This is a genomic window from Rhodanobacter sp. DHG33, from assembly GCF_014843005.1.
In the GTDB taxonomy this organism is placed as follows: Bacteria; Pseudomonadota; Gammaproteobacteria; order Xanthomonadales; family Rhodanobacteraceae; genus Rhodanobacter_A.
Genome location: NZ_JACYXM010000006.1, coordinates 288,061 through 313,929, shown reverse-complemented (window position 1 = coordinate 313,929; position 25,869 = coordinate 288,061). Strand labels below are relative to the sequence as shown.

General features: G+C 68.1%; 29 protein-coding genes. 18 read left to right on the top strand and 11 right to left on the bottom strand.

Features of this window, described 5'->3' with window-relative positions; genetic code table 11:
• Window positions 1–2 precede the first annotated feature (2 nt).
• Window positions 3–821 (top strand): inositol monophosphatase family protein, encoded by an 819-nt coding sequence (locus IHE46_RS12975; protein ID WP_192165056.1) that lies wholly within the window; start codon window positions 3–5, stop codon window positions 819–821.
• Between the two features lie 246 nt (window positions 822–1,067).
• On the opposite strand, the gene IHE46_RS12970 is transcribed toward IHE46_RS12975, so the two are convergent.
• The 4 genes from IHE46_RS12970 to IHE46_RS12955 all read right to left on the bottom strand — a co-directional run bounded on the left by IHE46_RS12970 (window position 1,068) and on the right by IHE46_RS12955 (window position 4,476).
• Window positions 1,068–1,322: a DUF2164 domain-containing protein gene (locus tag IHE46_RS12970; protein ID WP_192165055.1), complete on the bottom strand. Its 255-nt coding sequence runs from the start codon at window positions 1,320–1,322 to the stop codon at window positions 1,068–1,070.
• A 36-nt stretch (window positions 1,323–1,358) separates the two neighbouring features.
• Entirely contained in the window at window positions 1,359–2,045 is a 687-nt protein-coding gene (gene hda, locus IHE46_RS12965; RefSeq protein WP_192165054.1) for a DnaA regulatory inactivator Hda, read from the bottom strand.
• Window positions 2,042–3,229 carry an AI-2E family transporter gene (locus tag IHE46_RS12960; RefSeq protein WP_343230032.1) on the bottom strand — a complete coding sequence of 396 codons (1,188 nt, stop codon included), beginning with the start codon at window positions 3,227–3,229 and terminating at the stop codon, window positions 2,042–2,044. The genes hda and IHE46_RS12960 overlap by 4 nt, the downstream gene beginning before the upstream one ends.
• Before the next feature lie 260 nt (window positions 3,230–3,489).
• A complete protein-coding gene (locus tag IHE46_RS12955; RefSeq protein WP_225563038.1) occupies window positions 3,490–4,476 on the bottom strand; it encodes a DUF2066 domain-containing protein in 987 nt (328 codons plus the stop codon).
• Between the two features lie 147 nt (window positions 4,477–4,623).
• On the opposite strand from IHE46_RS12955, the gene purM reads away from it, so the two are divergent.
• Genes purM through IHE46_RS12940 form a run of 3 tightly spaced genes read left to right on the top strand, consistent with a single transcriptional unit; the run spans window position 4,624 to window position 7,068 of the window.
• Window positions 4,624–5,658 carry a phosphoribosylformylglycinamidine cyclo-ligase gene (purM, locus tag IHE46_RS12950; RefSeq protein ID WP_192165053.1) on the top strand — a complete coding sequence of 345 codons (1,035 nt, stop codon included), beginning with the start codon at window positions 4,624–4,626 and terminating at the stop codon, window positions 5,656–5,658.
• A gap of 7 nt (window positions 5,659–5,665) precedes the next feature.
• Complete coding sequence (purN, locus tag IHE46_RS12945) at window positions 5,666–6,319, top strand: phosphoribosylglycinamide formyltransferase (RefSeq protein ID WP_192165052.1); 654 nt, start codon at window positions 5,666–5,668, stop codon at window positions 6,317–6,319.
• Between the two features lie 47 nt (window positions 6,320–6,366).
• Window positions 6,367–7,068 (top strand): DUF3108 domain-containing protein, encoded by a 702-nt coding sequence (locus IHE46_RS12940; RefSeq protein WP_192165051.1) that lies wholly within the window; start codon window positions 6,367–6,369, stop codon window positions 7,066–7,068.
• 111 nt (window positions 7,069–7,179) lie between these two features.
• Here IHE46_RS12940 and murA read toward each other — a convergent pair whose 3' ends face one another.
• Window positions 7,180–8,439 (bottom strand): UDP-N-acetylglucosamine 1-carboxyvinyltransferase, encoded by a 1,260-nt coding sequence (murA, locus tag IHE46_RS12935; RefSeq protein WP_192165050.1) that lies wholly within the window; start codon window positions 8,437–8,439, stop codon window positions 7,180–7,182.
• A 42-nt stretch (window positions 8,440–8,481) separates the two neighbouring features.
• Window positions 8,482–8,721: a BolA/IbaG family iron-sulfur metabolism protein gene (locus tag IHE46_RS12930; RefSeq protein WP_192165049.1), complete on the bottom strand. Its 240-nt coding sequence runs from the start codon at window positions 8,719–8,721 to the stop codon at window positions 8,482–8,484.
• Between the two features lie 158 nt (window positions 8,722–8,879).
• Between IHE46_RS12930 and IHE46_RS12925 the strand changes: the two genes are divergently transcribed.
• The 12 genes from IHE46_RS12925 (at window position 8,880) to ptsP (ending at window position 19,114) form a co-directional block, all read left to right on the top strand.
• Window positions 8,880–9,890, top strand: a complete 1,011-nt coding sequence (locus tag IHE46_RS12925; protein ID WP_192165048.1) for a KpsF/GutQ family sugar-phosphate isomerase — start codon at window positions 8,880–8,882, stop codon at window positions 9,888–9,890.
• Between the two features lie 40 nt (window positions 9,891–9,930).
• Window positions 9,931–10,470 (top strand): HAD hydrolase family protein, encoded by a 540-nt coding sequence (locus IHE46_RS12920; RefSeq protein ID WP_192165047.1) that lies wholly within the window; start codon window positions 9,931–9,933, stop codon window positions 10,468–10,470.
• Complete coding sequence (gene lptC, locus IHE46_RS12915) at window positions 10,467–11,099, top strand: LPS export ABC transporter periplasmic protein LptC (RefSeq protein ID WP_343230031.1); 633 nt, start codon at window positions 10,467–10,469, stop codon at window positions 11,097–11,099. The genes IHE46_RS12920 and lptC overlap by 4 nt, the downstream gene beginning before the upstream one ends.
• On the top strand, window positions 11,056–11,733 hold the full coding sequence (gene lptA / locus IHE46_RS12910) for a lipopolysaccharide transport periplasmic protein LptA (protein ID WP_225563037.1): 678 nt from the start codon (window positions 11,056–11,058) through the stop codon (window positions 11,731–11,733). Before lptC ends, lptA begins: the two co-directional genes overlap by 44 nt.
• 3 nt (window positions 11,734–11,736) lie before the next feature.
• Window positions 11,737–12,456, top strand: coding sequence for an LPS export ABC transporter ATP-binding protein (gene lptB, locus IHE46_RS12905; protein ID WP_192165045.1), 720 nt, complete (start codon window positions 11,737–11,739; stop codon window positions 12,454–12,456).
• Window positions 12,457–12,526: 70 nt separating this feature from the next.
• On the top strand, window positions 12,527–13,993 hold the full coding sequence (locus IHE46_RS12900; protein ID WP_192165044.1) for an RNA polymerase factor sigma-54: 1,467 nt from the start codon (window positions 12,527–12,529) through the stop codon (window positions 13,991–13,993).
• Window positions 13,994–14,129: 136 nt separating this feature from the next.
• Window positions 14,130–14,453, top strand: coding sequence for a ribosome-associated translation inhibitor RaiA (gene raiA, locus IHE46_RS12895; protein WP_192165043.1), 324 nt, complete (start codon window positions 14,130–14,132; stop codon window positions 14,451–14,453).
• A 121-nt stretch (window positions 14,454–14,574) separates the two neighbouring features.
• Window positions 14,575–15,525 (top strand): HPr(Ser) kinase/phosphatase, encoded by a 951-nt coding sequence (hprK, locus tag IHE46_RS12890; RefSeq protein WP_192165042.1) that lies wholly within the window; start codon window positions 14,575–14,577, stop codon window positions 15,523–15,525.
• 8 nt (window positions 15,526–15,533) lie between these two features.
• Window positions 15,534–16,433 (top strand): RNase adapter RapZ, encoded by a 900-nt coding sequence (rapZ, locus tag IHE46_RS12885; protein WP_192165041.1) that lies wholly within the window; start codon window positions 15,534–15,536, stop codon window positions 16,431–16,433.
• A gap of 43 nt (window positions 16,434–16,476) precedes the next feature.
• The gene (locus tag IHE46_RS12880) at window positions 16,477–16,875 is read left to right on the top strand and encodes a PTS fructose IIA subunit family protein (RefSeq protein WP_192165040.1); all 399 of its coding nucleotides are present in this window, start codon (window positions 16,477–16,479) and stop codon (window positions 16,873–16,875) included.
• A gap of 233 nt (window positions 16,876–17,108) precedes the next feature.
• Complete coding sequence (locus tag IHE46_RS12875) at window positions 17,109–17,378, top strand: HPr family phosphocarrier protein (protein WP_192165039.1); 270 nt, start codon at window positions 17,109–17,111, stop codon at window positions 17,376–17,378.
• A gap of 5 nt (window positions 17,379–17,383) precedes the next feature.
• Complete coding sequence (gene ptsP / locus IHE46_RS12870) at window positions 17,384–19,114, top strand: phosphoenolpyruvate--protein phosphotransferase (RefSeq protein ID WP_192165038.1); 1,731 nt, start codon at window positions 17,384–17,386, stop codon at window positions 19,112–19,114.
• 34 nt (window positions 19,115–19,148) lie between these two features.
• On the opposite strand, the gene IHE46_RS12865 is transcribed toward ptsP, so the two are convergent.
• Window positions 19,149–20,036 carry a LysR family transcriptional regulator gene (locus IHE46_RS12865; protein ID WP_192165037.1) on the bottom strand — a complete coding sequence of 296 codons (888 nt, stop codon included), beginning with the start codon at window positions 20,034–20,036 and terminating at the stop codon, window positions 19,149–19,151.
• Window positions 20,037–20,124: 88 nt separating this feature from the next.
• On the opposite strand from IHE46_RS12865, the gene IHE46_RS12860 reads away from it, so the two are divergent.
• Window positions 20,125–21,150, top strand: coding sequence for a putative sulfate exporter family transporter (locus IHE46_RS12860; protein ID WP_192165036.1), 1,026 nt, complete (start codon window positions 20,125–20,127; stop codon window positions 21,148–21,150).
• Window positions 21,151–21,192: 42 nt separating this feature from the next.
• On the opposite strand, the gene IHE46_RS12855 is transcribed toward IHE46_RS12860, so the two are convergent.
• Genes IHE46_RS12855 through IHE46_RS12840 form a run of 4 tightly spaced genes read right to left on the bottom strand, consistent with a single transcriptional unit; the run spans window position 21,193 to window position 25,164 of the window.
• Window positions 21,193–22,209 carry a multidrug resistance efflux transporter family protein gene (locus IHE46_RS12855; RefSeq protein WP_225563036.1) on the bottom strand — a complete coding sequence of 339 codons (1,017 nt, stop codon included), beginning with the start codon at window positions 22,207–22,209 and terminating at the stop codon, window positions 21,193–21,195.
• On the bottom strand, window positions 22,206–23,093 hold the full coding sequence (locus tag IHE46_RS12850) for an alpha/beta hydrolase (RefSeq protein WP_192165035.1): 888 nt from the start codon (window positions 23,091–23,093) through the stop codon (window positions 22,206–22,208). Before IHE46_RS12850 ends, IHE46_RS12855 begins: the two co-directional genes overlap by 4 nt.
• A gap of 8 nt (window positions 23,094–23,101) precedes the next feature.
• A complete protein-coding gene (locus IHE46_RS12845) occupies window positions 23,102–24,475 on the bottom strand; it encodes a HAMP domain-containing sensor histidine kinase (protein ID WP_192165034.1) in 1,374 nt (457 codons plus the stop codon).
• Window positions 24,472–25,164: a response regulator transcription factor gene (locus IHE46_RS12840; RefSeq protein ID WP_192165033.1), complete on the bottom strand. Its 693-nt coding sequence runs from the start codon at window positions 25,162–25,164 to the stop codon at window positions 24,472–24,474. The genes IHE46_RS12845 and IHE46_RS12840 overlap by 4 nt, the downstream gene beginning before the upstream one ends.
• A 135-nt stretch (window positions 25,165–25,299) precedes the next feature.
• Here IHE46_RS12840 and IHE46_RS12835 point away from each other — a divergent pair, with 135 nt between their 5' ends.
• A complete protein-coding gene (locus IHE46_RS12835; protein WP_192165032.1) occupies window positions 25,300–25,812 on the top strand; it encodes a Spy/CpxP family protein refolding chaperone in 513 nt (170 codons plus the stop codon).
• The last annotated feature ends 57 nt before the right edge of the window (window positions 25,813–25,869 follow it).

Genomic DNA, 25,869 nt, shown 5'->3' with positions numbered 1-25,869 from the left:
CCATGACCCGACCCGCCATCACCATCGCGGTACGCGCCGCGCGCGCCGCAGGCAACGTGATCCTGCGCTACATGAATCGCATCGACGGCCTCGCCGTCGTCGAGAAGCAGCGCATGGACTTCGCCTCCGAGGTCGACAAGCTGGCCGAAGCAGAGATCGTCAAGGAACTGCGCCGCGCCTACCCCGATCACGCCATCCTCGCCGAGGAAAGCGGCGCCATCGGCAAGAAGAACCCGCTCACCTGGGTGATCGACCCGTTGGACGGCACCCACAACTACCTGCGCGGCATCCCGCATTTCAGCGTGTCCATCGCCATGCTGGACAAGGGCGTGCCGGTCTACGGCGTGGTGTTCGACCCGCTGCGCGGCGAGCTGTTCACCGCCAGCAAAGGCGACGGCGCCTACCTGGACAAGGGTACCGGCCCCACCCGCATCCGCGTCGGCAAGCGCGAGAACCTCGGCGGCGCGATGATCGCCACCGGCTTCCCCTACCGCCAGCGCGCCCATCTCGACACGCAGCTCGCGATGACCCGCGCCCTGCTGGGCCAGGCCGAGGACATCCGCCGCTCCGGCTCCGCCGCGCTGGACCTCGCCTACACCGCCGCCGGCCGCTACGACGGTTACTTCGAGATCGGCCTCAAGCCCTGGGACATGGCTGCCGGCGCGCTGCTGGTGCATGAGGCAGGCGGCCGCTATGGCGACTTCGCCGGCCGCGACGGCATCCCCGAAAGCGGCAATATCATCGCCGGCAACCTCAACGTGGCGAAGGCGATGACCGACGCCATCGGTGCACAGGCCACGCCAGAGCTGCTGAAGGCCTGAAGCATCAGCGTCCCGTCGTCCTCGACGGCTTAACCGCCGATCGGGGCAACGGCCCGCATAGCCTGATGCCTGGATCGCCAAGGCGCTCTGCGACCACTTCATCCCGTAGCGGCGGTGTGGCATCCGGCACCACCGGCCCGACCGCGCCTCCCAACATCATGCCTGTGGTGCTCAGGCCTTTGGGTGCCGATTCCAAGCGTACTTCATAGCTGCCGTCCGCCGAGCGCTCAAGCTGAAAACGCGCTTTCATCGCCTGAATTCGGTCGGCCGCTCCAACTGGTAAATGGCCTCGCCGAGCTCGTCCATCTTGCTGGAAAGGATGGCCTGAGCGTCGTACAGACCGCGGTTGTAGAAATAGGCGCCGACCTCGGCCGCGAAAAAATCCAGCAGGAATTCGGCGTCGAAGCGGCCGATATCCTGTTTCAGCTCTTCCGTGAAATAGAGCTTGATCTTGCGCACGAGGATTTCCTTCTCGTCGCTGCTGAACTGGATGTCGGGCATGGGGAATCCACCATCGTCTGCGGTTGATCTATCCGGCTACTTCAGCAGCTCGCGCAGGAACGGGATGGTCACCCGCCGCTGCGCGGCCAGCGAAGCCTGATCCAGCCGGTCGAGCAGGTCGAGCAGCGCGCCGAGGTCGCGGGTGTGGCGCGCGAACAGCCAGTCGAGCACGCCTTCGTCCAGTTCGATGCCGCGCAATCCGGCCTGCGCCTTGAGCACGTCGCGGCGCTCGGCATCGTCCAGCGGCTTCAGCGCGAACTGCGTGCAGGCGCCAAGGCGCGAGCGCAGGTCGGGCAGGCCGAGGCCCAGTTGCGCAGGTGCGGCTTCGGCGGCAAACAGCAGGGCCGAGCCTTCCGCTTTGGCGCGGTTGTAGAGATCGAACAGCGCGTGCTCGGCTTCGCGCTGGCCCGCAATGGCGCCCAGGTCGTCCAGTGCCAGCAGATCGCCGCCGGCCACGCCGCGGATCGCGGCGGCCCGATCGGGAAATTTCGCCAGCGGCAGGTATTGCACGCCGCGCCCCGCCTCGCTGGCCGCCTGGCAGGCTGCCATCAGCAGATGGCTCTTGCCGCTGCCGGCGGGGCCATGCAGATAAAGCCATGGTGCGCCGGGTTCGCACGCCAGCCGTTCGACCGCGGCGAGTGCGGCGGCGTTGGCACCGGCCTGGAAATGTTCGAAGCGCTGGCGGCGCGGCCAGCGCAGGGCGAGCGGCAGCTGGGGAATCATGGCTTGGGGGACGGATCGTCCGAAGCCGCCTCGGTCACGTTCACGGTCTTCAAGCCGCCCGACGCTCCCACGGCGACTTCGATCGCGACCTCCACCTCGTGGATGGCGGGATCGGCCTCGCCCTCTTCGGTATACAGCTCGCTCTGCCGGTAGCGCTCCATCAGGTAGCGCAGCAGCACCATCACCACCGAAGCGGCCGGCAGCGCCAGCAGCACGCCGAGGAAACCGAACAACTCACCGCCGGCCAGTACTGCGAAGATCACCGCCACCGGATGCAGGCCGATCTTCTCGCCGACCAGCTTGGGTACCAGGACATAGCCTTCCAGCAACTGTCCGACCACGAATACGGCGCAGACGATCAGCACGTGGCTCCAGTCGCCGTACTGCACCAGCGCGGCGATGATCGAAGCGCCGAAGCCGGTGATGAATCCAAGGTAGGGCACGAAGCTGAGCAGGCCCGCCACCATGCCGATCAGCACGCCCACCGACAGGCCGGCCACCAGCGACAGCGTGCCGCCGTAGTACACGCCCAGCGCAAGCATCACCAGCAACTGGCCGCGCACGAAGGCGCCCAGCACGGCGTCGGACTCGCGCGCGAGATAGGCGACGGTCGGCTCGATCGAACGCGGCAGCAGCCGGTCGATGGCTGCCACCAGCCGGTCCCAGTCGCGCAGCAGGTAGAACGTCACCACCGGAATCAGTACCAGGTTGGTGAGCCACAGCACGAAGCCCAGCCCGGAGCGCGACACCTTGCCCAGCACCTGGCCGGCGATGCCGCTCACCGAACCGATGTGCTCCTTGATCGTGGCGATCATCCGGTCGCTGTCGAAGGTGCGCGGATCGAGGTGCAGCTTGACCTGCAGCCACGGCCAAGCGGTGTGTTCGGCCCAGTCCACGTAGCGCGGCACGTTCTGGATCAGGTTCTCGACCTGGCGCGAGATCAGCGGGATCAGCAGCAGCAACGCCCCCGCCAGCAGCAGGATCAGCACCAGGAACACGATGCTTACCGCCAGACTGCGGCTCATGCGCAGGCGCTCCAGCCGGTCCGCCAGCGGATCGCCGAGGTAGGCCAGCATCGCCGCCATCACGAACGGCATCAGCATCGGCCCCAGCCGCCACAGCACGAGGGCGAGGATCGCGATGATCGCCAGCATCTGCCAGCGGCGATGGTTCTCGTGAGTCAAGGCGTTCCCCAATACATCATGCTTGCCCCTCGTTTCGAGGCGTCATGCCTGCGACTGCCGATGCCGCTGGCGAACAGCTGAACCGGCCGGAAGGACGAGCGCACCGCAGGGAGATGCGAGCATCCATTTCGCATGGAAACACCAAGTAAATCGGGTCATTCGGTGGTGCCGCCCTGCCCGGGGCCGCCCTTCGGGCGTTCCGCGCGCAGCGTGGCGGGAATGGCAATGTCGTCATGCATGACGCTACGTGCAGCCACGCCTCAATGCAACCAGCGCAGGCTGGCATCGGTATCGGGATGCGCGTCGCCGCGGATCAGCCGCCCGCTGGCGGCGAGGTTCGCGGTCAACGCGTCGGCCGGCATCACCGACTTCACCTCGAACAGCATGCCGTCGTTGTCCGCCCCCAAGGTGGCGACGCTGCGCACAGAAGGATCGTTGCGCAGCAGATTGAGCACGTTGGCGTAGTCCATCGCGCTGGCGAGGCCGCTCACCCACAGCCGCTCGTCGTTGACGGTGGAGCCGATCACGTTGAGCTGCCTGCCGAGGCGATCCACCACGCCGTTGCCGGCGTTGGCCATCAGCGTGTCTTCGGTGGCGGCCTTGTCGTTCCAGCGCTGCGACTTGCCGCCGGATACCAGGGTCCAGTCCGCGCTGCCGTTATGCAGGCTGCCCAGCAGCACCAGGCCGGTGTGGTATTGCTGGTTGATCGCCGCCAGCGTGGCGGGATCGGCGGCATCCACCTTGGCCGGGTCGGGGGCGTTCGCGGGATCGGCATAGGCCACGTCGTAGCCGCGCGCGGCGGCCGCGCTGGCGAGGCTGGCCAGGGCCGCCTTGTCCATCAATTGGCCGTCGCTGCCGCGCACCATCAACAGCACCGGCGGCTTGCCGCTCACGCTGTCCACCACACCCAGCTGGGTCACCAGGTGGCGCACCGCGCCCGGCTCGAAATCCACCGAGAGACTCATGCCGGTAGCGGCGCGTGCGTACTGGAAGTGCAGCACCAGCGCCGCGGCGTTCTTCAGCGCGTCGTCGTAACCGGGCTTGCCGCGCAGGTCCTGCCCGCCGGCCACCCGGGCCAGCACCTGGCTCAGCGCGCTGGCGAAGGCGTCGCCGCGCTGGGCATCGCTGGTGTCGGTCACCGGCACCGTCACCGAATACGGCGAGGCGCTTTGCGCCCGCAACGGCTGCCACGCGACCAGGCCCAGCAGCAGGACGACGGAGAACAGACGCATGGCGAACGGGCGCATGGGCGGGACACTTGGCGGGGGATACCGTGGAAGTCTGCCCAATCGCCCCCGTGGCGTCCATGCCGTCGGCCACGAAACCGATGCGCGACCGCGTCGGCAGCCCGCCGCATGCAGTAGAATTGCGCGTTTCCCACGCCGGTTGCCGCCATGTCCGACGCCCTCACCTACCGTGCCGCCGGAGTCGACATCGACGCCGGCAATGCTCTGGTCGAACGCATCAAGCCGCTGGTCAAGCGCACCAGCCGTCCCGAAGTGATGGGCGGGCTGGGCGGCTTCGGCGGCCTGTTCAACCTGGGCGGCAAATACAAGGAGCCGGTGCTGGTTTCCGGCACCGACGGCGTGGGCACCAAGCTCAAGCTGGCCCAGCAGTTGAACCGCCACGACACCATCGGCATCGACCTGGTGGGCATGTGCGTCAACGACGTGCTGGTGCAGGGCGCCGAGCCGCTGTTCTTCCTCGACTACTTCGCCACCGGCAAGCTGGACGTGGACACCGCCGCGGCCGTGGTCGGCGGCATCGCCAAGGGCTGCGAGCTGGCCGGTTGCGCGCTGATCGGCGGCGAGACCGCCGAGATGCCCGACATGTACCCGCCGGGCGAATACGATCTGGCCGGCTTCACCGTGGGCGCGGTGGAAAAGTCGCAGCTGCTCTCCGGCGACGGCATCGTGGCCGGCGACGTGGTGCTGGGCGTGGCCTCCAGCGGCCCGCACTCCAATGGCTATTCGCTGGTCCGCAAGATCCTCGAACGCGCCGGCAGCCCGCTGGACCTGGACGTGGGCGGCGTGAAGCTCGTCGATGCGCTGATGGCCCCCACCACGATCTACGTGAAGCCGATGCTGGAATTGATCGCCACGCAGGCTGCGGCGATCCACGGCATGGCCCACATCACCGGCGGCGGCCTCAAGGAAAACATCATCCGCGTGGTGCCCGACGGTCTCGGCCTCGCACTCGACGCGGGCAGCATCGCCCTGCCCCCGGTGTTCGACTGGCTGCAGCGCGAAGGCAAGGTGGCGCGCGAAGAGATGTGGCGCACCTTCAACTGCGGCGTGGGCTTCACCGTGATCCTGCCGCGCGACGCGGTGGCTGCGGCATCCGCCCTGCTGGCAAAGCATGGGCTGTCCAGCCGCGTCATCGGCGAAGTGGTGAAGGCGACGGGCGACGAGCGCGTCCATATCGGCTGAGCCCAGCGTGAGCCAGCCTCTCCTCAAGGTCGCCGTGCTCGCCTCCGGCCGCGGCAGCAACCTCGCCGCGCTGATCGCCGTGCGCGAGGCCGGCACGTTGCCCGTGGACATGGTGCTGGTAGGCAGCGACAAGGCATCCGCCGGTGCGCTGCGGCTGGCCGAAGCCGCGCACATCCCCACGCTGTCCCTGAACCCGAAGGATTATCCGGACCGCCCCAGCTTCGACCGTGCGCTGTTCGCACGCGTCGCCGCCAGTGGTGCCGAGCTGCTGGTGCTGGCCGGCTTCATGCGCGTGATCGACGCCGCCGTGGTGGCCGAGTGGGAAGGACGCGCCATCAACATCCATCCGTCGCTGCTGCCGAAGTACCCCGGCCTGCATACGCATCGCCGCTGCCTCGAAGCCGGGGACAGCGAGCACGGCGCCAGCGTCCACTACGTCACCGCCGAACTGGATGGCGGCCCGGTGGTAGCGCAGGCGCGCATCCCTGTCGGCCCGGGCGACACCGAAGCCTCGCTCGCCGAGCGCCTGCTGGCCGAAGAACACCGACTGCTGCCCGCCGTGGTCGGTGCCATCGCCCGCGGCCGCCTGCGCTGGGATGGCGAGGCGATGTTCGATGGCCGGCCGGTGGCTGTGCCGCTCACCCTGGCGCAGCTTTCGTAAGAATCCAGGTCGTGCGGCATTCAGGCGCACGACCTATATTCGGCAGGATGAAAATCTCACTCCTCCGTGCCAGCCTAGCCGCAGCCTTCGTCCTGCCCGCCACCGCCGTTTCCGCCGCGAGCGTGCCCCAGTCCTTCACCGCCACCTACCACGTGCTGCAGGGTGGCGAGCCGATGGGCGACGCCAGGCTCACGCTGAAGCCTGTCGGCAACGGCCAGTTCGAATACACCGACAAGATCACCGGCACCTCCGGCCTCGCCGCCGCGTTCGGCGCCAGTACGTCGGAAGTGTCGCGCTTCACCTGGGCCGACCAGGTGCCGCAGGCGGTGTCGTACAAATACGCCTTCGCCTCTTCGTTCAAGCCGAAGAACCGCGAACTCGTCGTGCAGGGCAATACCGTGCAGATGGACGACAACGGCAAACACCACAGCTACCCCATGCAGCCGGGCATGGTGGAACGCAACACCCTGCCGCTGGCGCTGGGTATCGCGCTGCGCAGCGGTGCGAAGAGCGCCAGCTTTCCCGTCGGCGGCAGGCAGGCCGTCGAGATGCAGACGTTCAAGGTGGCCGCCAGCGAAAAGGTCGCCGTCCCCGCCGGCTCGTTCGATGCGGTACGCGTGGACCGCACCGACCAGAACAGTGACTTCAACGCCTGGTACGTGCCCGCGAAATACCCGGTGCCGGTGAAGATCTCCCAGAAGGACGGCGGCAATCTCACGCTGGAGCTGGTGAGCTACTCGCAGCCTTGAGGCCTACGCAGCCGCGTAGCGATCCAGCTCGTGTGCGTGTTCGCGCAGCCAGCGGCGCGTGACCGGCCAACGGGACCATTGCACAACGAAAGGCAGTCTGCGGCGACCCGCTCAGTTCGGCAAACGGCGGATCCGCGCGCCCAGCACGCCGAGCTTTTCCTCGATGTTCTCGTAGCCTCGGTCGATGTGGTACACGCGGTCGACCGTGGTGTCGCCCTGCGCCACCAGGCCGGCCAGCACGAGGCAGGCGGAGGCACGCAGGTCGGTGGCCATGATGGGCGCGCCGCTCATCTGGTTGACGCCCTTGATGACGGCGGTGTTGCCTTCGAGCTGGATGTCGGCGCCGAGGCGCTGCAGTTCGTGGGCGTGCATGAAGCGGTTCTCGAACACCGTCTCGGTGATCACGCCGGTACCTTCGGCCACGCAGTTGAGCGCGGTGAACTGGGCCTGCATGTCGGTGGGGAACGCGGGGTACGGTGCGGTCGTGATGTTGACCGCCTTCGGACGGCGGCCGCCCATGTCCAGCTCGATCCAGTCGTCGCCGCTGGAGATGTGCGCACCGGCGTCTTCCAGCTTGGCCAGCACCGCGTCCATCGTGTTGGCGCGGGCGCCGCGGGCGCGCACCTTGCCGCCGGTCATCGCCGCGCCGACCAGGAAGGTGCCGGTCTCGATGCGGTCGGGCAGCACCTGGTAGTCGGTGCCGTGCAGGCGATCCACGCCGTGGATCACCAACGTGGAGGTGCCCACGCCCTCGATCTTCGCGCCCATCGAGATCAGGCAATGCGCGAGATCCACCACTTCGGGTTCCTGCGCGGCGTTCTCGATCACCGTGGTGCCTTCGGCCAGCGTGGCGGCCATCAGGATGTTCTCGGTACCGGTGACGGTGACCATGTCCATCACGATGCGCGCGCCCTTGAGGCGCTTGGCGCGTGCCTTGATGTAGCCGTTCTCCACGGTGATCTCGGCGCCCAGCGCCTGCAGGCCGCGGATGTGCTGGTCCACCGGGCGCGAGCCGATCGCGCAGCCGCCGGGCAGCGACACCTCGGCCTGGCCGAAGCGCGCCACCAGCGGGCCCAGCACCAGGATCGAGGCGCGCATGGTGCGCACCAGGTCGTAGGGAGCGATGCAGGTGCTGGTGGTGCGCGGGTCGACGTGGATCTTCATGCGGTCGTCCAGCACCAGCTGCACGCCCATCTGGCCCAGCAGCTCGATGAAGGTGGTGACGTCGTGCAGGTGCGGCACGTTGCCGATGCTCACCGGCGCATCGGCCAGCAGGCAGGCGGCAAGGATGGGCAGCACGGCGTTCTTCGCGCCGGAAATGCCCACCTCGCCCTGAAGCGGCACGCCGCCGTTGATGAGGATCTTGGCCATGGAACGTCCTTCGGATTCGGTGGGGAAAGCGCGGCAGCGGCCTCAACGGCGCGCCGCGGCTTCCTCGGGGGTCAGCGTCTTCAATGCCAGCGCGTGGATCGCGCCGCCCATCAGTTCGCCCAGCGTGGCGTAGACCAGCCGGTGCCGCGCCAGCGGCAGCTTGCCGGCGAACTGGCTGGCGACCACGGTGGCCTCGAAATGCACGCCATCGTCGCCGCTGACCTCGGCCTGCGCGCCTGGCAGGCCGGTTTCGATCAGGGTCTGGATGCGTGCTGGGTCCATCGGGTTTCCACGAAAAGGGGGCAGCGGGCGCGGCCGGAATCGGCATCGCGTCGGCTTGTGACGTTAAAATGCGAATATGCCATGGTAATGGAAATCCCCTGTCGCAGAAACGACAGAGGCCTCACCACGGGCATTCCTACGCCCTGTATCGAGCCCACATGAACCCACGCCCCGCTCCGCACGCCGCCATCGAACCGCAGCCCGACGCCATCGTGCGCAGCGCGCGCGCGGTGATCGCCACCGAGGCGGCCGCCATCGCCGAGCTGGAGCCGCGCATCGACGGCGCCTTCGTGGAAGCCTGCCGGCTGATCCTGGCCTGCCGGGGCCGCGTGGTGGTCACCGGGATGGGCAAGTCCGGCCACGTGGCGCGCAAGATCGCCGCCACCCTGGCCTCCACCGGCACCCCGGCCTTCTTCGTGCACCCCGGCGAGGCCAGCCACGGCGACCTCGGCATGATCCAGCCCGACGACGTGGTGCTGGCGCTCTCGTATTCCGGCGAGACCGACGAGCTGCTGTTCATCCTGCCGATGATCAAGCGCCAGGGCATCCCGCTGATCGCGATCACCGGCAAGCCGAATTCCTCGCTGGCCACCCAGGCCAACGTGCACGTCGACGGCAGCATCAGCAACGAAGCCTGCCCGCTGGGCCTCGCCCCCACCACCAGCACCACCGCCGCCCTTGTACTGGGCGATGCGCTGGCGATCGCGCTGCTGGAGGCGCGCGGCTTCACCTCGGACGATTTCGCCCGTTCGCACCCCGCCGGCAGCCTGGGCCGCCGCCTGCTGCTCAGGATCAGCGACGTGATGCACTCAGGCGACGACGTGCCCTGCGTGCCGCCCGAGGCCAGCCTCACTGCCGCCCTGGTGGAAATGACCCGCAAGCATCTCGGCATGACCGCCGTGGTGGACGAGCAGCAGCGCCTGCTCGGCGTCTTCACCGACGGTGATCTGCGCCGCGCCCTGGACGACGAAGGCGTGAACCTGCGCGGCGCCACCGTGGCCGCGCTGATGACCCGCGGCCCCAAGACCATCGGCCCCGACAAGCTGGCCGCCGAGGCGGCGCAGCTGATGGAGAAGCACCAGATTCACGCCCTGCTGGTCGTGGACGATGAACGGCGTGTGGTCGGTGCGCTCAATATTCACGATCTGCTCCGTGCACGCGTGGTCTGATCGCGCGTTGCTCCTTCCCTCCATCTGCGCGAACCCATCCATGTATCTGGCCGATCTTCCCGCCGATCTCCTCGCCCGTGCCGCGAAAATCCGCGTGGCCGCGTTCGACGTGGACGGCACGCTCACCGATGGCCGGCTGTGGTACGGCGAGGACGGCCGCGAAACCAAGGTGTTCCACGTGCATGACGGCCTGGGCCTGAAGCGGCTGCAGGCGAACGGCATCCAGGTGGCGATCATCACTGCGCGCATCAGCCATCCGGTGGCGCTGCGCGCCGAGGAACTGGGCATCGCCCACGTCTACCAGGGCCAGGGCGACAAGCGCGTCTGCCTCGCGGCCCTGCTGGAGGCGCTGGGCCTCATGCCCGAACAGGCCGCCTTCGTCGGCGACGACCTGCCCGACCTGCCGGCGATGCGCATCGCCGGCCTCGCCGTGGCCGTGGCCAACGCCCATCCGTGGGTGGCCGAGGCCGCGCACTGGCAGACCCGCCTGTCCGGCGGCATGGGCGCGGCGCGCGAAGCCTGCGACCTGATCCTGCACGCGCAGGGCAAGAGCGCCGCCGAGCGGGAGCGTTGGCAGTGATCGCCTCCCTGCGACTCTGGTTCCGCGACCGCAAACTGCCCGCCATGATCGTGCTGGTGGCGCTGGCCGCCGGCCTCGCCCAGGCGCTGCTGTGGTGGGTGAGCGGGGCGCCGAAGGAAAACGACTTCGTGGGCCCGCCTCGTTCGGGTTACGTGCTCTACAACGCCAAGATGTGGTCCTACAACCCCGAGGGCATGCTGGCCTTCCGCATGCAGGCGCCCCATATGGAGCGCCGCGAGGACGACGACACCCTGTACATCAACGCGCCGGTCTTCCAGATCTCCCCCAAGAAGCCCGGCATCCCGGACTGGGACGGCCATTCGCTGTACGGCTGGGTGGACAAGAGCGGCACCCTGATCAAGCTGCAGGGCCCGGTGCACATGCAGCGCGCCGCCTATACCGACGCCAAGGGCCAGCCGGTGGACATGGCGACCCTGGACACCTCCGAGGTCACCGCCTGGCCGAAGGAGAACCGCATGGAAACGGCCGAAGCGGCACACGCCGTGCAGGGCGCCCGTACACTGGACGGCATCGGCATGCGCGCCAACCTCAACGACAACCATCTGGAGCTGCTCGATGCAAGCCATGGCACCTTCCCGCCGCGCCCGCGCCCGCAACGCAAATCGTGAGGTCTTCGGTGCTGCCTGCGTGGCGGCCCTGCTCGCCCTGACCCCGCTGGCGGCCAGCGCCAAGAAGTCGGATCGCCAGCAGATAATGAATACCTGGGCCAAGCAGACCAACGCCTACAACGCGCCGAATACGGTCACCACGCTCACCGGCAGCGTCAAGATCACCCAGGGCACCATGCTGGTCACCGGCGACGTCGCCAAGCTCTACATGGACGGCGACCAGCAGGTGTCGCGCGTGGTGGTCACCGGCACGCCCGGCCATCCGGCGCACATCCAGGAACTGGACGAGAACAACAACCTGATGACCGGCGATGCGGCCACCCTGAACTACGACAACATCAACGGCATCGCCGTGCTCACCGGCAACGCGGTGGTGGTGCAGCAGTGCCGCGGCGAATTCCACGGCGACAAGCTCACCTACGACCAGAACACCAGCCAGATCACCGGCGACACCGGCGGCGACGGTCTGGTGCACGGCGTGATCCTGCCCAAGAACACCACGGCCACGCCGGTCATCTGCGCCAAGCCGCCCACCGCGCTGCCGGTGCCCGACAACGAGCCGGTGGCCGGCAAGCTGCTTCCCAAACCCGCCGCCACCCCGGCAAAACCCGCCGCACCGGCAAAGGGCCACTGATCGATGCTGTCCGCCGAAGGTCTGCAAAAGAGTTTCAAGGCGCGCCAAGTGGTGCGCGATTTCGCCTTCTCCATCCGCGAAGGCGAGGTGGTGGGCCTGCTCGGCCCCAACGGCGCCGGCAAGACCACCTGCTTCTACATGATCGTGGGCCTGATCGAGGCCGACGCCGGCCTGATCAAGCTGGACCAGCAGGACATCACCGGCCTGCCGATGCACCTGCGCGCCCGCCAGGGCATCGGCTACCTGCCGCAGGAAGCCTCGGTGTTCCGCCGCCTCAGCGTGGCCGACAACATCATGGCCGTGCTGGAACTGCGCGAGAACCTCACCCCGCAACAACGCGAAGCCGAGTGCGAAAGCCTGCTCGACGAGCTGAAGATCGGCCACATCGCCACTCAGAAGGGCATCAGCCTGTCCGGCGGCGAGCGCCGCCGCGTGGAGATCGCCCGCGCGCTGGCCGCCAACCCGCGCTACATGCTGCTGGACGAGCCCTTCGCCGGCGTCGACCCCATTTCGGTGGGCGAGATCCAGCGCATCGTGCGCCACCTCAAGGAGCGCGGCATCGGCGTGCTGATCACCGACCACAACGTGCGCGAGACCCTGGGCATCTGCGACCGCGCCTACATCATGAACGAGGGCGAGGTGCTGTCGCGCGGCACGCCCGCCCACATCCTCGCCGACGAGAAGGTGCGCGAGGTCTACCTGGGCCGCGAATTCAAGCTGTGACCCCGGTTCCACGGTAGCCGGGGGGGCGGCTATGGCCCCCCCTGTCGGCTGCGGGTAGGATGGCGTCGACATGAAACCCGCCCTGCAATTCCGCCTTCGCCAACAGCTCACCCTGACGCCGCAACTGCAGTTGGCGATACGCCTGCTGCAGCTGTCGCAGCTGGAGCTGGAAGCCGAATTGCGCCAGATCGCCGAAGGCAATCCGCTGCTGGAATTCGTCGACGAAAACGAGGACGACGCCAGCGCCGACGAAAGCGCGCCGGAGGCCGAATACACCCCCTCCCCCAGCGCCGTCGAAATCGCCGCCGACAACGACATCGATGGCGACGATCCTTCCGAATGGGCCAGCGACGGCGGCGGCAACGTCGAGACACCCATCGATTTTTCCAGCGGCGCCGCGGGCAACGGCAATGCGCGCGGCGACGACGACTTCGAACCGCAGAGCGCCGCGCCCGAAACCCTGCAGCAGCACCTGCTGTGGCAACTCAACCTCGCCGGCTTCAACCCGCGCCAGACTGCGATCGCCACCGCGATGATCGATGCGCTGAACGGCGACGGCTACCTCACCGACGGCATCGAAGCGGTACGCGCGGTGCTGCCGGAAAATTTCGCCGCCAGCCTCGACGAAATCGAGGCGGTGCGCCGCCGCCTGCAAGGCTTCGACCCGCTGGGCGTGGCCAGCCTCGATCTGCGCGACTGCCTGCGCAGCCAGTTGCTGCAGTTCGACCCCGCCACGCCGCAGCGCGAGCTGGCGCTCGCCATCGTCGAAAGCGAACTCGAGCTGCTGGCCCGCAACGACATCGCGAAGCTGGCGCGCAAGCTGCGCGTCGGCGAAGACGAGGTGGCCATTGCCGGGGCGCTGATCCGCAGTCTCGACCCGCGTCCCGGCGCGGCGCTGGACGCCACCCCCGTGGAATACGTGGCCCCCGACGTCTATGCGGTACGCGAAGGCAGCCGCTGGCAGGTGCGCCTCAACATGGACGCGCAGCCGCAGCTCGGCCTCAACCAGCACTACTGCAACCTGATCGCCCGCGCCCGCGGCGACGACGCCAACTGGATGAAAGGGCAGTTGCAGGAAGCGCGCTGGCTGCTCAAGAGCCTGGAGTCGCGTGCCGAAACCCTGCTCAAGGTGGCCGGCGCCATCGTGCAGCGGCAAAGCGCCTTCCTCGACTACGGCCCCGAGGCGATGCACCCGCTGGTGCTGCGCGAAGTGGCGGAAGAAGTGGGCATGCACGAATCCACCATCTCGCGCGTCACCACGCGCAAGTACGTGCATACGCCGCGCGGCACCTTCGAGCTGAAGTATTTCTTCTCCAGCGGCGTGGCCACCGAAGACGGCGGCAGCGCTTCGGCCACCGCGATCCAGGCCATGCTGCAGAAGTTGATCGACGGCGAAGACCCGCGCAAACCGCTGTCCGACCAGGCGCTGGCCGAAGAGCTCAAGAGCAAGGGCATCCAGGTCGCGCGCCGCACCGTGGCCAAGTACCGCGAGGGCTTGCGCATACCCAGCTCCAGCGAACGCCAACGAAAAACCTGAACGGGGAACTTGCCTGTCGGAAAAACGCTCTCATGTTTGTCTGTAGCGAAGGATGTTTGAAGATGCGCCAGGGGCATACCCGAAACGCATCCGTCCCGCCGCGAAACGCGGCCTGCACCACCCGAGGAGGCGTACCATGCAATTCCAAATCAGCGGCCAGCAGATCGATGTCACCCCCGCGCTGCGCCAACACGTCGAGTCCCGGCTCGACCGCCTCCAACGCCTCGATGACAAGCTGGTCAGCCTCGCCGTGATCCTCTCGGTGGACAAGCTGCGACACCGCGCGGATGCCACGCTGGGCGTCAATGGCGCCACCCTGCATGCCGAAGCCGCCGAGGCCGACATGTACGCCTCCATCGACATGCTGTTCGACAAACTGGTCGCGCAACTGCGCCGCCACCGCGAGAAGATCGTTGACAAGCACCACCGCTCCGCCCGCGCGGAGCCCCAGTACGGCTGATGTTCCGGCGCAGGCCGCCCGCCAGGGGCGGCCTGCCTTTCCCCGCACAGCCACAGCCTCCGTCCAAGCTGGCACAATTGAGCCCTGTCTGCTCGCAAATCGCGACGCAAAGGACCCAGGCTTGGACCGGCTCACCGCACGACAACTCTTCGACGGCGTCAACGAGCGCATGGCGCTGCGCTGGATCGCCGGCATGCGCGGCGAATCGCGCATGCTCGAACCCGGCGTGGCGCAGTCGCGCCGGCCTTCGTTGATCGGCTATCTCAACGTCATCTATCCGAACAAGGTCCAGATCATCGGCTCGGAGGAGCTGAACTTCCTCGACGCCATGGACTCGCGCCAACGCTGGGAGGCGATCCACAAGATCGCCGCCACCCGGCCGGTGGCGCTGATCGTCACCAAGGACCAGACGATACCGGCGGACCTGCGCGAGGTGGCCGAGGAAACCGACACCCCGCTGTGGGTCAGCTCCAAGCGCGGCCACGAACTGCTGACCTTCATGCAGTACCACCTCGCGCGCCAGCTGGCGGCCAAGCTCACCCTGCATGGCGTGTTCCTTGAGGTGTTTTCGATCGGCGTGCTGATCACCGGCGAGGCTGGCTCCGGCAAGAGCGAGCTGGCGCTGGAACTCATCAGCCGCGGCCATCGCCTGGTGGCCGACGACGCCACCGAATTCACCCTGATCGCACCGGACGTGATCGACGGCACCTGCCCCGAGCTGCTGCAGGACCTGCTGGAGGTGCGCGGCCTGGGCGTGCTCAACGTGCGCGAGATGTTCGGTCACATGTCGGTAAAGCCGTCCAAATACCTTCGCCTGGTGATCCATCTCAAGCCGCTGCGCGAAGGCGAGGACATCGATGCGCTCACCCGCCTCACCGGCGATATCGGCCATCGCGAAGTGTTCGACGTGAAGGTGCCGATGATCACCATACCGGTGGCGCCGGGCCGCAACATCGCCGTGCTGGTCGAGGCCGCCGTGCGCAGCCACGCACTGAAGAGCAAGGGCATCGACCCCGCACAGACCTTCATCGACCGCCAGGCGCACCAGTTGCGCAGGCTGCCGCCCTGGTGAGTGAGACCATGAACGACGAGACCGCGGCAACCAACCTGTTCAACAACCCGCACGAGACCCACCTGATCGTGCTGACCGGCATGTCCGGCGGCGGCAAGACGGTGGCGCTGCGCGCGCTGGAGGACCTGGAGTTCTACTGCGTCGACAACCTGCCCCCCTCGCTGTTGCCGCAGCTGGTGGAGGCGGCAGGCCGGGGCGCCGGTCGCTACCGGCGCATCGCGGTGGGCGTGGACGTGCGCAATCGCGGCGCCGACCTCGAACACCTGCCGGAGGCCTTGTCCGCGCTGGCCGCCACCGGCGTGCAGCTGCACCTGATCTTCCTCGACTGCAGCGACGAAGTGCTGCTCAAGCGCTATTCGGAAACCCGCCGCCGCCATCCGCTGGCCACGCGCGGCAAGTCGCTGGCCAACGCGATCGCCGAGGAACGCCACCTGTTGCGTCCGCTGATGGCCATCGCCGAGAAGGTGATCGATTCCAGCGACCTCAACGTGCACCAGCTGCGCCGCCTGGTCGCCACCGGTTATGCGCAGGCCACCGAGGGCATGACGCTGATGTTCCAGTCCTTCGCGTTCAAGCGCGGGTTGCCGCTGGATTCGGATTTCGTGTTCGACGCGCGCTGCCTGCCCAACCCGCACTGGCAGCCGCGGCTGCGCCCGCTTACCGGCAAGGATGCGCCGGTACGCGAGTTCCTCGACGCCGAGCCGATGGTGACCGAATACCTAGCCGACACCACGCGCTGGCTGGATGCGTGGCTGCCGCGCTTCGAACAGGACGACCGCAGCTACGTCACCATCGCCATCGGCTGCACCGGCGGCCGCCATCGCTCGGTGTACCTGGTCGAGCAACTCGCCGCACACTATCGGGCTGCGCGCGAAGGCGTGCTCACCTTCCACCGCGAGCTGGACTGACCGTCATGCCGGCACTACGCAAAAACAAGGCAGGAACACGACCATGAGCGTGGGCGTGCTGTTGATGACCCATGAGGCAGTCGGCCAGGCGCTGATTTCCACCGCCTACCACGTGATGCCGAAACTGCCGCTGCAGGTGGAGGCGGTGGAAGTGCCGCCGCAGGCCGACCCCGACGTGATGCGCACGCTCACCGCGCGCCATGCGCGCGCGCTGGACCAGGGCGACGGCGTGCTGGTGCTGGCCGACCTCTACGGCGCCACGCCCTGCAACATCGGGCTTTCGCTCAGTTCGCTGGGCGTGCGCCTGCGCTGCGTCTCCGGCCTCAACCTGCCCATGCTGCTGCGCGTGCTCAACTACGCCGAGAAGCCGCTGGACGAATTGGCCGAGATCGCGGCCAGCGGCGGCCGCGGTGGAATTTTTATCGACAAAGCTTGTCTCTGAGAATCCATTGCGCCGGACTCCCGCATTGCCATCGAATGACCATCCCCTGGTAGTGCATCACGAAGCGGCCGGCCGTACGGCGGCCACGGCCATGCGCTTCGAAAGCCCGCGGTTGCTTGCCTCTGCGCCGGCATCCTCGGCGACACCTCTCCACATACCATTGCTTTCCCTTGGCTTGTTCGCGGACGGTTTCCGGCGCGGGCTGCTCGACGACCACGGACAGGCTCCGCTCCATGCTTGAAAAAGACATCGTCGTTTCCAACAAACTCGGCCTGCATGCACGCGCCTCGGCCAAGCTGGTGCAACTGGTGCAAGGCTACAAATCCACCGTACTGCTGTTGAGCCGCGGCCGCGAAGTCAACGCACAGAGCATCATGGGCGTCATGATGCTGGCCGCCGGCATCGGCACGCCGCTGACCATCCGCACCGAAGGCCCGGACGAGCAGGCCGCGCTGGATGCCGTGGCGGACCTGTTCGATCGCAAGTTCGACGAAGGAGCTTAAGCACGATGAGGCACGTCCTGCCCGGCACACCGGCCTCGCGCGGTATGGCGCTGGGACGCGCGCGCCTGGTGCGGCCCAGCCGCTATGCCGTGGACAACCGCCCGCTGGCCGAGGACGAGGTCGAAGCCGAGCTGGAACACCTGCATCGCGCGCTGGACACGGCACGACAGGAGCTGCGCGAACTGCGCGGCAAGCTGCACGGCGCGCTGGCGCGCGAGGTCAACGAATTCATCGACGCGCACAGCCTGCTGTTGGACGACGCCGAGCTGCTGCGCGGCCTCGACGATCTGGTGAGGATCGGCCACTACCGTGCCGGCGCCGCGCTCAAGAAGCAGCGCGATCGCCTGGCCGCCGTGTTCGAGGCGATGGACGACCCCTACCTGCGCAGCCGCAAGGAGGACATCGACCAGGTGATCGCCCGTGTGGTCTCCGCGCTGCAGCGCCACACCACGCCCGAGGAACGCAAGATCGCCGCGCGCGTGGGCGAAATCCTCATCGCCGACACCATCGCGCCGGCCGACATGGCCCAGCTCGCCGGCAACGGCCTGCTCGGCGCCGTCACCAGCTCCGGCAGCGCGTACTCGCACAGCGCCATCCTCGCGCGCAGCCTCGGCCTGCCGATGCTGGTGGGCGCGCGCGACGCATTGTCGCTGCTGCACGACGACGACCTGATCCTGCTCGACGCCGACCGCGGCGAAGCCATCGTGCATCCGACCGCGCAGGACCTCGCCCGCTACCGCGCCTGGCAGCGCGAGGCCGCCGCCGAGGGCCGCCGCCTCGCCACGCTTGCCAATGCGGCCACCCGCACCCGCGACGACGTGGCCATCCGCCTGCTGGCGAACGCGGAAACCCCTGCCGACGTGGCGCTGGCGCGTACGCGCGGCGCCGACGGCGTGGGCCTCTACCGCACCGAATTCCTGTTCCTGCGCCACAAGGGCCTGCCTTCGGAAGACGAGCAGTTCAACGCCTACCGCGACCTGGTGCTGGGCATGGGCGGCCTGCCGGTCACCATCCGCACGCTGGACCTCGGCGCCGACAAGGCCGACGCCGCCGGCCTGGTGATGCGCGGCGAGGACAATCCCGCGCTGGGCGTGCGCGGCGTGCGCCTATCGCTGCGCTATCCCGCGGTGTTCACCACGCAGATCCGCGCCATCCTGCGCGCCGCCTGCTACGGCCCGGTGCGCGTGCTGGTGCCGATGGTGACCCAGCCCGACGAACTGATCGCGGTGCGCACGCTGTTCAAGCTGGCGCGACAGGATCTGAAGCGCGAGAACATCGACCTGCCCGAGAAGCTGCCGCTGGGTGCGATGATCGAAGTGCCCGCCGCCGCGATCAACGTGCGCTCGCTGCTGGAACACGCCGACTTCCTCGCCATCGGCACCAACGACCTCGCCCAGTACGTGCTTGCCGCCGACCGCGGCAACGACGCGCTGGACAACATCTACACCCCGCTGCAGCCGGCCATGCTGCGCCTGCTCTCGCACGTGATCGGCGCGGGACGCCGCGCGAAGAAGCCGGTGAGCCTGTGCGGCGAGATCGGCGGCGACGTGAACTTCACCGCGATGCTGCTCGCGCTCGGCCTCACCGAATTCAGCATGCATCCCAGCCAGCTGCTGCTGGTGCGCGACCGCCTCGCCACGCTGGACCACGCCATGCTGCGCGGCCACTCGGCGCGCCTGCTGCGCGCCACCACCCACGAGCGTGTGGCCGAGATGCTGGCGCAGCTCGCCTACTGAATCCTTTTTCGCGACCTTCCCCGACGGCAAACCGTCAGCGGACCAACCCCGCCTGCGCGATGAACGCGTCCAGCAACGCTCCGCGGTATTTCTGCTTGTGGACCAGCATCGACAGCTTGCGCTGCAGGTCGAGGAAGGGCGTCTTCAGCGCCTTCAGCCGCCCCGTGGCCAGTGCGTCGACCACCGCCACCTGCGGCAGGCAGGCGATGCCGAGGCCGGCGATCACCGCCTGCTTGATCGCCTCGATCTGGTCCAGCTCCAGCACGGTCTCGCCGGGCGGCAGTTGCGACAGCACGCGTTCGCTGGTGGCGCGCGTGGCGGAACCCGGCTCGCGCATCACCCAGCTTGCGCCGGCGAAGTCGGCAGGCTTCAAGCCGCGCTTGCGCGCCAGCGGATGGTCGGGCGGCGCGCATACCACCAGCGAATCGTCGCGCCATGGCCGCACCTCCAGTTGCGGGTGCGTCACCGGCCCTTCCACGCAGCCGAGATCCAGGCTGTGTTCCAGCATCGCCGCGGCGATCGCGTCGGTGTTCGCCACGCGCAGGCGGATCGCCACCTGCGGGTGCGCACGCACGAACTCGCCCAGCAGCTCGCCCACGCGGTAGTTGCCCACGGTGTTGCTGGCGCCGATGCGCAGCTCGCCAGACAGCGCATCGCCCTCCTCGCGGCCGCGCCGGCCGAATTCGGCGTGGCGCTCCAACAGCTCCTGCGCCAGCGGCAGCAGTTCGCGGCCGCGCGGGTTGAGCCGCAGCCGGCCGCGTTCGCGGGCAAACAGCGGCGCATCGAGCTGCCGTTCGAGCTCGGCCAGCGCCATGCTGGCGGCAGGCTGGGTCATATACAGGCGCTCGGCGGCGGCGCGCACGCCGCCTAGCAGCGCGATCTGCACGAACACCTCGAGCTGGCGCGGGCTGATGTTGTTCATCATTTGGCCTTATACACGCGATCAGATATTCCAAGTTTTACTGATCGATGGCGGCAAGGACAATAGCCGCATCCCAGCAGGCCGCCCCATGAACGCACCGCTCGCCACCGCCCTCGCCCGCCCCACCCTGCGCAGCCGCGCACCCGGCCTGCTGCTAGCCGTCGCCATCGCGCTGCTCGCATGGTGGTTGGGCCGGTTGATGCCGCTGATCGGCGGTCCGGTGATCGGCATCCTGCTCGGCATCGCGGTGCGCAACACCGTTTCGCCCAACGCGCGCTTCACGCCCGGCATCGCCTTCGCCGGCAAACAGGTGCTGCAGTGGTCGATCATCGCGCTGGGCTTCGGCCTCAGCCTCACCCAGGTGGCGAAGACCGGCCTGGAATCGCTGTCGGTGACCCTGGTGACACTGACCGTAGCCTTCCTCAGCGCGTGGGCGCTGGGCCGCTGGCTGGGTGTGCACGACAAGCTGAAGATCCTGATCGGCGTGGGCACCGCAATCTGCGGCGGCTCGGCCATCGCCGCAGTCACGCCCATCATCAAGCCCGACGAGCACGACACCGCCTTCGCGATCTCCACCATCTTCCTGTTCAACGTGGTGGCGGTGCTGCTGTTCCCGTTGCTCGGCCACCTGCTGCACCTCAGCGACCTGGGCTTCGGCCTGTGGGCCGGCACCGCGATCAACGACACCTCGTCGGTGGTGGCCGCGGGCTACAGCTTCAGCCACGCGGCGGGCGACTACGCCACCATCGTCAAGCTCACGCGCGCCACGCTGATCATCCCGATCTGCCTGATCCTGGCCTTCGCGGTCGCCGCGCGCGAAAAGAAGAAGGGCGCCACCGACTTCAGCCTGCGCCGCATCTTCCCGTGGTTCATCCTGTGGTTCCTGGTGGCCTCGGCGCTGCGTACCGCCGGGCTGATCCCCGCCGCCATCCAGCCCGTGCTGCACGCCGCCGCCGAGTTCCTCATCATCGTCGCGCTCACCGCCATCGGCCTGTCCGCCAACCTGCGCAAGATGATCGCCAGCGGCCCGCGGCCGATCCTGCTGGGGCTGGGCGTGTGGGCGGCGGTGTCGGTGAGCAGCCTGGCGGTGCAGTTGCTGATCGGGCAGCTCTGATCGATGCGGAGCACCTGCCGGCGGCAGGTGCTCGATCGAATTTCACGCACTGCGGTCGCCACGCAACGCGCGCACGGCTTCGTCGTCGCCCGCCGCTTCGCGTCCGCTGACCCAGCCGAACAGCGCAATACCCACGACGATGGCCAGCGCGCCGAGCAAGGCCCAGCCATGCGGCCACGCCTCGCCGAGCAGGGCCGCGCCCAGCACCGTGGTGAACAGCAGCTCTGCCGCCTGCATCGCCTCCACCGCGGCCAGCGCGGTGGGCTGCGTGCGCACGCGATCGGTGGCGGCGAAGAACAGCACGGTGGCGATCACGCCCGAGGACAGGGCCACCCCACCCGCCAGCAAGACTTCCCGCCAGCCCGGCAGTCCGATCGTGTGCCATGCAACGGCGGCGATCAGCAGCCACGACGGCCAGCTGCACAGTGTCATGCCGAACACCCGCTGCAGAGCATTCACCCGATAGGCGCTGGTCTCCAGATGCAGCAGCAGCATGCGGTTGCCGAGCGGATAGGCGAACGCGGAAAACACCACCGCACCCGCCGCCAGCCAGTCGCCAGTACTCAGATGACCGTGCGCATGACCCCACTGCAACGCGAACACGCCGGCTACGATCAGCGCGCCGATCGCCAGCGTAGGCCACGCGAGCCGGCGGCGCGCATCGCGATAGATCAGCGGCGCCAGCAGCGGCCCAGCCAGTACCGTGGTCTGGAAACTACCGGCGACCAGCCACGCCGGGCCACTGCCCGCCGCCCAGGTGAGCGGCACGCCGAACAGCACGAAACCCACGCTGCTCCACGTCAGCCATGCGCGCGGATGCATACGCAGCTCGCGCGGCAATTCGCCCAGACCGCCACGCCATGGCAGCGCCAACGCCAGCAGCGGCAAGGTGATGAGGTAGCGCAGGATCACCGCCCACGCCCAATGGCCGCCGCCGTTCACCAGGCTGCGGTTGAGCACGTAGGTCATCGTGAAGAACAGCGCCGCGCACAGCGCCAGTCCCACGGCGGCGAAGGCATGGCGACGCATCGGCAGTACGGTGGCATCAAACAGTGTCATCTACTCCGCGAAATATCCGCTTCCAGCAACTGGTGCAGGCTCCTGGCATACGCAGCTCCGGCAAGCATGTAGGTATCTTGATGCGTACCGCCATCCACCGTCGTGAATGCCACATTCGGCTGCCCCGATGCCGCACTCCGCGCCAGGGCATAGGGCGTCACCACGTCGGCGGTTCCCTGATAGATCGCTACGGGCACCGACGGAATTTGCCTCAAAAGCGATGCGGCGGAATAGTCCCATCGTCCCAGCAACCCGCGCACCGGGAGCATCTGCCAGCCGATCAACGCCGGATGCCGACGGATCCATGCACGGATGACGCTGGACAGATCCGCCCCGAGTCCATCAACGAGCACACCCTTGGGCTTGAATTTCGTTGCTTCCACAAGCGCCATGGTTGCGCCAAGCGAGCGGCCGACGAAGACGCTGCGGCTCATCCCGCAGCGAGTCGCCTTGCTTACCTGCGCCAGTGCCAGCGCAATCTGGTCGGGCAAGAGGGCGATATAGGAGTGCCCCTTCGCCCCATCCTGCCCGGGGTATGAAATCGCGTAGACATCGGCCCTACCCTCCCGGATCAAGGGGAAAAGCGTTCTCTCGTAGGTACCGATGCCGCCATGCTGCCCTGGAAAGAAAAAAGCGCAGGCCTGGCCGGCCATGCCGTATCGGCGCACCACGACGGTGGCTTCAGGCGAGACGGCGACGTCAAACCGCTTGTCCTCGTGCGTCCGGTCATTGGACTGCGCGCTGAATACCAGCCGGTCGATGTCCCAGCGCAGGAGCGCTGCAGGCACGACGAAATACAGCACGGCGATGCCGGCGGCGAGTATCCACAGGAGGTCCTTGAACCGCGGAGAAATCCTTCGTCCATTCCCGCGTCCGTGGCGCATGGGCGCCTTCAATCGCCAGCCACCGGCAACCTCAGCCTGACTTCGAGGCCATCGCCTTCGCCATTGCGCGCGAGGATCTCGCCGCCGTGCGCCTTGGCCACGCGTTGCGCGATGGCCAGGCCGAGGCCGTGGCCTTCGGCACGCGAAGCGTTGCTGCCGCGGAAGAACGGCCGGAACAGCGATGTCAGCTCGCCTTCGGGGACACCTGGGCCGTGGTCGCGCACCAGGCATTCGGCTTGCCCATCGACGACGCATGCCGAGACTTCCACGCTGCCCCCTTCCGGGCTGTACTTGATGGCGTTCGAGATCAGGTTGCCCAGCGCACGTTCCAGCAGCACAGGGCTGCCGATCACTTCGAGCGGCGCGTCACTGGCCTGCCATTGCAGTTGGATGTGGCGCGCGTCCGCTTCCAGCGACGCCTGCTGCAGGCCGTCGTGTGCGAGTTCGGCAAGATCCAGCCGCTCGCGTTCCATGCCCGGCAGGCCGCCCTCCATGCGCGACAGCGCCAGCATGTCGCCGGTCATGCGGTCGAGCCGGGCGATCTCCTGCTCGGCCTGGCGGAAGTAGCGCTCCGCCGCCGCGGGATCGGTGCTGCGCTGGGCCAGGTCGAGGATCAGCTGCAGTCGCGCCAGCGGCGAGCGCAATTCGTGCGAAAGGTCCTGCAGCACGCGGCGGTCGTGCGTGACCAGCGCCTCGATGCGCTCGGCCATGGCATCGAAGTCGCCGGCAAGCTGGACCAGCTCGTCGCGCGCGGCGCCGCCGGGGTGATCCACGCGCGCGGACAGCTCGCCCGCGGCCATCCTTTGCGTCGCATTGCGCAGCGCCTGCACCGGCTTGGCCACGCTGCGCGCCACCCACCAGCCCACCAGGCCGATAAACAGCAGCGACAGCATGCACTGCACGGCCAGCAGGATCTTTTCGCGCGTCTGCGGCGGCAACCGCGTATGCGAACGACTGATCGCCACCAGCTGCCGCTGCTGGCCGTCCGCACCGACCACGGGCTCCACCGCCAGGTACATGAACTCGCTGCGCCACGGCTTCAGCTCCAGGCTGCGGTTGGCCGCCAGCATGTCGGGCAGCGCATCGCGGAGCGGCGGCGGCAGCCGGATGGGCAGCAAGGGCTGACCATCCTGGAACAGCGTGGCTTCGATGAAGACGCCATCGTGGCGCTGCTGGCCGGCCCAGTCCGCCAGCGCGGACTGCCCGCCCCGGTCGTAGGCCTGCTCGGCCGATTGCGCCACGGCCGCCCAGTCGACCTGCACTGCGGTCCTGTATTCCACGAAACGCTGCGTGAGGAAGCCGCCCAGCGCCAGCACCAGCAGGTTCACCGCGCAGAACCACAGCAGCAGCCGCCAGTACAGCGAACTCTTGAACGGGTTCATGGCGTACCCACCAGCAACACGTAGCCGGCGCCACGTACGGAATCGATGCGCGGTGCCTGCGCGGAGGCCTCGGCCAGCTTGTGCCGGACGCGGCTCACGTGCACGTCGATGCTGCGGTCGTAGCGCTCCAGCTCGCGGCCCAGCGCGAGGCGCGTGAGCGCGACCTTGTCCACCAGCTCCCCCGCACGCTGCGCCAGCGCCAGCAACAGCTGGAATTCGGCCCCGGTGAGCGACAGCTCCCGCTCCTCGACCAGCGCGCGGCGCTCGCCGGGGAACAGTTTCAACACGCCGAGCTGCAGCTCGCCCGCGGCGGCGGCGCCCGGCGCGTGGCGCCGCAGCTGCGCGCGCACACGGGCCAGCAGTTCGCGCGGCAGGCAGGGTTTGGAGAGGTAATCGTCCGCCCCCAGCTCCAGCCCCACCACGCGGTCTACCGGCTCTCCGCGCGCGGAAAGCATGATCACCGGCAGGCGGTATTTCATGCGCAGCTCGCGCAGTGTCTCCAGGCCGTCGCGGCCCGGCATCATCACGTCGAGGATCAGCAGATCCGGCCGCTGCGCCGCGTTGTGCAGCCGCGCCAGCGCCTCCTCGCCGTCGTGGGCGAGATCCACGGCGAAGCCTTCGCGCTGCAGGTACTCGGACAGGAGGCGGCAGAGTTCGCGGTCGTCGTCGGCGATCAGGATGCGGGTCATGGCGTTATTTGAATGGCTCGGAGGCGGCATGCGGCAGGGGCTTTACCCATCTTTACGCTAGCGCAAAGAACATACACATCGGGGTGTCGTCCAATAGCCACACGTTCCACTTCCCCAACGCAAGAGGCGACAACCATGCGCAAGAACCTCATTCTCGGCCTGGCCCTCAGCTCGGCTTTGGCCATCGGCAGCTTCGCCGTCGCAGCCCAGGGCGCCCCTGGTCCGGGCGGCCCCGGCGGCTGGGGTCACCATGGCGGCCGCCACGGCATGATGGATTTCCACAAGCTCAACCTGACCGATGCTCAGAAGGCCAGCATCAAGCAGATCATGAAGAGCAACTTCGAGCAGAACAAGAGCCAGCGTCAGGCCCTGCGCCAACAGCATGAAGCGTTCGAGGCGATGAGCCCGACCGACGCCGGCTACCAGGCCGCCGCCGCCTCGCTGGCCCAGGCCGAAGGCGCCGCCACCACGGCCCGCGTGCAGCAGATGGCCAACATCCGCGCGCAGATCTACAACGTGCTGACCCCGGCCCAGCAGTCGCAGCTGGCCGCCCAGAAGGCGCAGGCCCAGGCCCGTCGCCAGCAGTGGGAGCAGTTCCGCGCCCAGCAGAAGGCCGCTACCGGTTCGACGACCACCAGCGGTCAGTAAGGACGTTCGCGCAGGATCTCCTCCCCCTGCGCAGCGTAAAGCCGCGTCGGTCTTGGC

Bases quoted from the DNA above. Each gene is read 5' to 3' on its own strand.
- IHE46_RS12975 (WP_192165056.1), top strand. From the start codon at position 3: ATGACCCGACCCGCCATCACCATCGCGGTACGCGCCGCGCGCGCCGCA.
- IHE46_RS12970 (WP_192165055.1), bottom strand. From the start codon at position 1,322: ATGCCCGACATCCAGTTCAGCAGCGACGAGAAGGAAATCCTCGTGCGC.
- hda (WP_192165054.1), bottom strand. From the start codon at position 2,045: ATGATTCCCCAGCTGCCGCTCGCCCTGCGCTGGCCGCGCCGCCAGCGC.
- IHE46_RS12955 (WP_225563038.1), bottom strand. From the start codon at position 4,476: ATGCGCCCGTTCGCCATGCGTCTGTTCTCCGTCGTCCTGCTGCTGGGC.
- purM (WP_192165053.1), top strand. From the start codon at position 4,624: ATGTCCGACGCCCTCACCTACCGTGCCGCCGGAGTCGACATCGACGCC.
- IHE46_RS12940 (WP_192165051.1), top strand. From the start codon at position 6,367: ATGAAAATCTCACTCCTCCGTGCCAGCCTAGCCGCAGCCTTCGTCCTG.
- murA (WP_192165050.1), bottom strand. From the start codon at position 8,439: ATGGCCAAGATCCTCATCAACGGCGGCGTGCCGCTTCAGGGCGAGGTG.
- IHE46_RS12930 (WP_192165049.1), bottom strand. From the start codon at position 8,721: ATGGACCCAGCACGCATCCAGACCCTGATCGAAACCGGCCTGCCAGGC.
- IHE46_RS12925 (WP_192165048.1), top strand. From the start codon at position 8,880: ATGAACCCACGCCCCGCTCCGCACGCCGCCATCGAACCGCAGCCCGAC.
- IHE46_RS12920 (WP_192165047.1), top strand. From the start codon at position 9,931: ATGTATCTGGCCGATCTTCCCGCCGATCTCCTCGCCCGTGCCGCGAAA.
- lptA (WP_225563037.1), top strand. From the start codon at position 11,056: ATGGCACCTTCCCGCCGCGCCCGCGCCCGCAACGCAAATCGTGAGGTC.
- lptB (WP_192165045.1), top strand. From the start codon at position 11,737: ATGCTGTCCGCCGAAGGTCTGCAAAAGAGTTTCAAGGCGCGCCAAGTG.
- IHE46_RS12900 (WP_192165044.1), top strand. From the start codon at position 12,527: ATGAAACCCGCCCTGCAATTCCGCCTTCGCCAACAGCTCACCCTGACG.
- raiA (WP_192165043.1), top strand. From the start codon at position 14,130: ATGCAATTCCAAATCAGCGGCCAGCAGATCGATGTCACCCCCGCGCTG.
- rapZ (WP_192165041.1), top strand. From the start codon at position 15,534: ATGAACGACGAGACCGCGGCAACCAACCTGTTCAACAACCCGCACGAG.
- IHE46_RS12880 (WP_192165040.1), top strand. From the start codon at position 16,477: ATGAGCGTGGGCGTGCTGTTGATGACCCATGAGGCAGTCGGCCAGGCG.
- IHE46_RS12875 (WP_192165039.1), top strand. From the start codon at position 17,109: ATGCTTGAAAAAGACATCGTCGTTTCCAACAAACTCGGCCTGCATGCA.
- ptsP (WP_192165038.1), top strand. From the start codon at position 17,384: ATGAGGCACGTCCTGCCCGGCACACCGGCCTCGCGCGGTATGGCGCTG.
- IHE46_RS12865 (WP_192165037.1), bottom strand. From the start codon at position 20,036: ATGAACAACATCAGCCCGCGCCAGCTCGAGGTGTTCGTGCAGATCGCG.
- IHE46_RS12860 (WP_192165036.1), top strand. From the start codon at position 20,125: ATGAACGCACCGCTCGCCACCGCCCTCGCCCGCCCCACCCTGCGCAGC.
- IHE46_RS12855 (WP_225563036.1), bottom strand. From the start codon at position 22,209: ATGACACTGTTTGATGCCACCGTACTGCCGATGCGTCGCCATGCCTTC.
- IHE46_RS12850 (WP_192165035.1), bottom strand. From the start codon at position 23,093: ATGCGCCACGGACGCGGGAATGGACGAAGGATTTCTCCGCGGTTCAAG.
- IHE46_RS12845 (WP_192165034.1), bottom strand. From the start codon at position 24,475: ATGAACCCGTTCAAGAGTTCGCTGTACTGGCGGCTGCTGCTGTGGTTC.
- IHE46_RS12840 (WP_192165033.1), bottom strand. From the start codon at position 25,164: ATGACCCGCATCCTGATCGCCGACGACGACCGCGAACTCTGCCGCCTC.
- IHE46_RS12835 (WP_192165032.1), top strand. From the start codon at position 25,300: ATGCGCAAGAACCTCATTCTCGGCCTGGCCCTCAGCTCGGCTTTGGCC.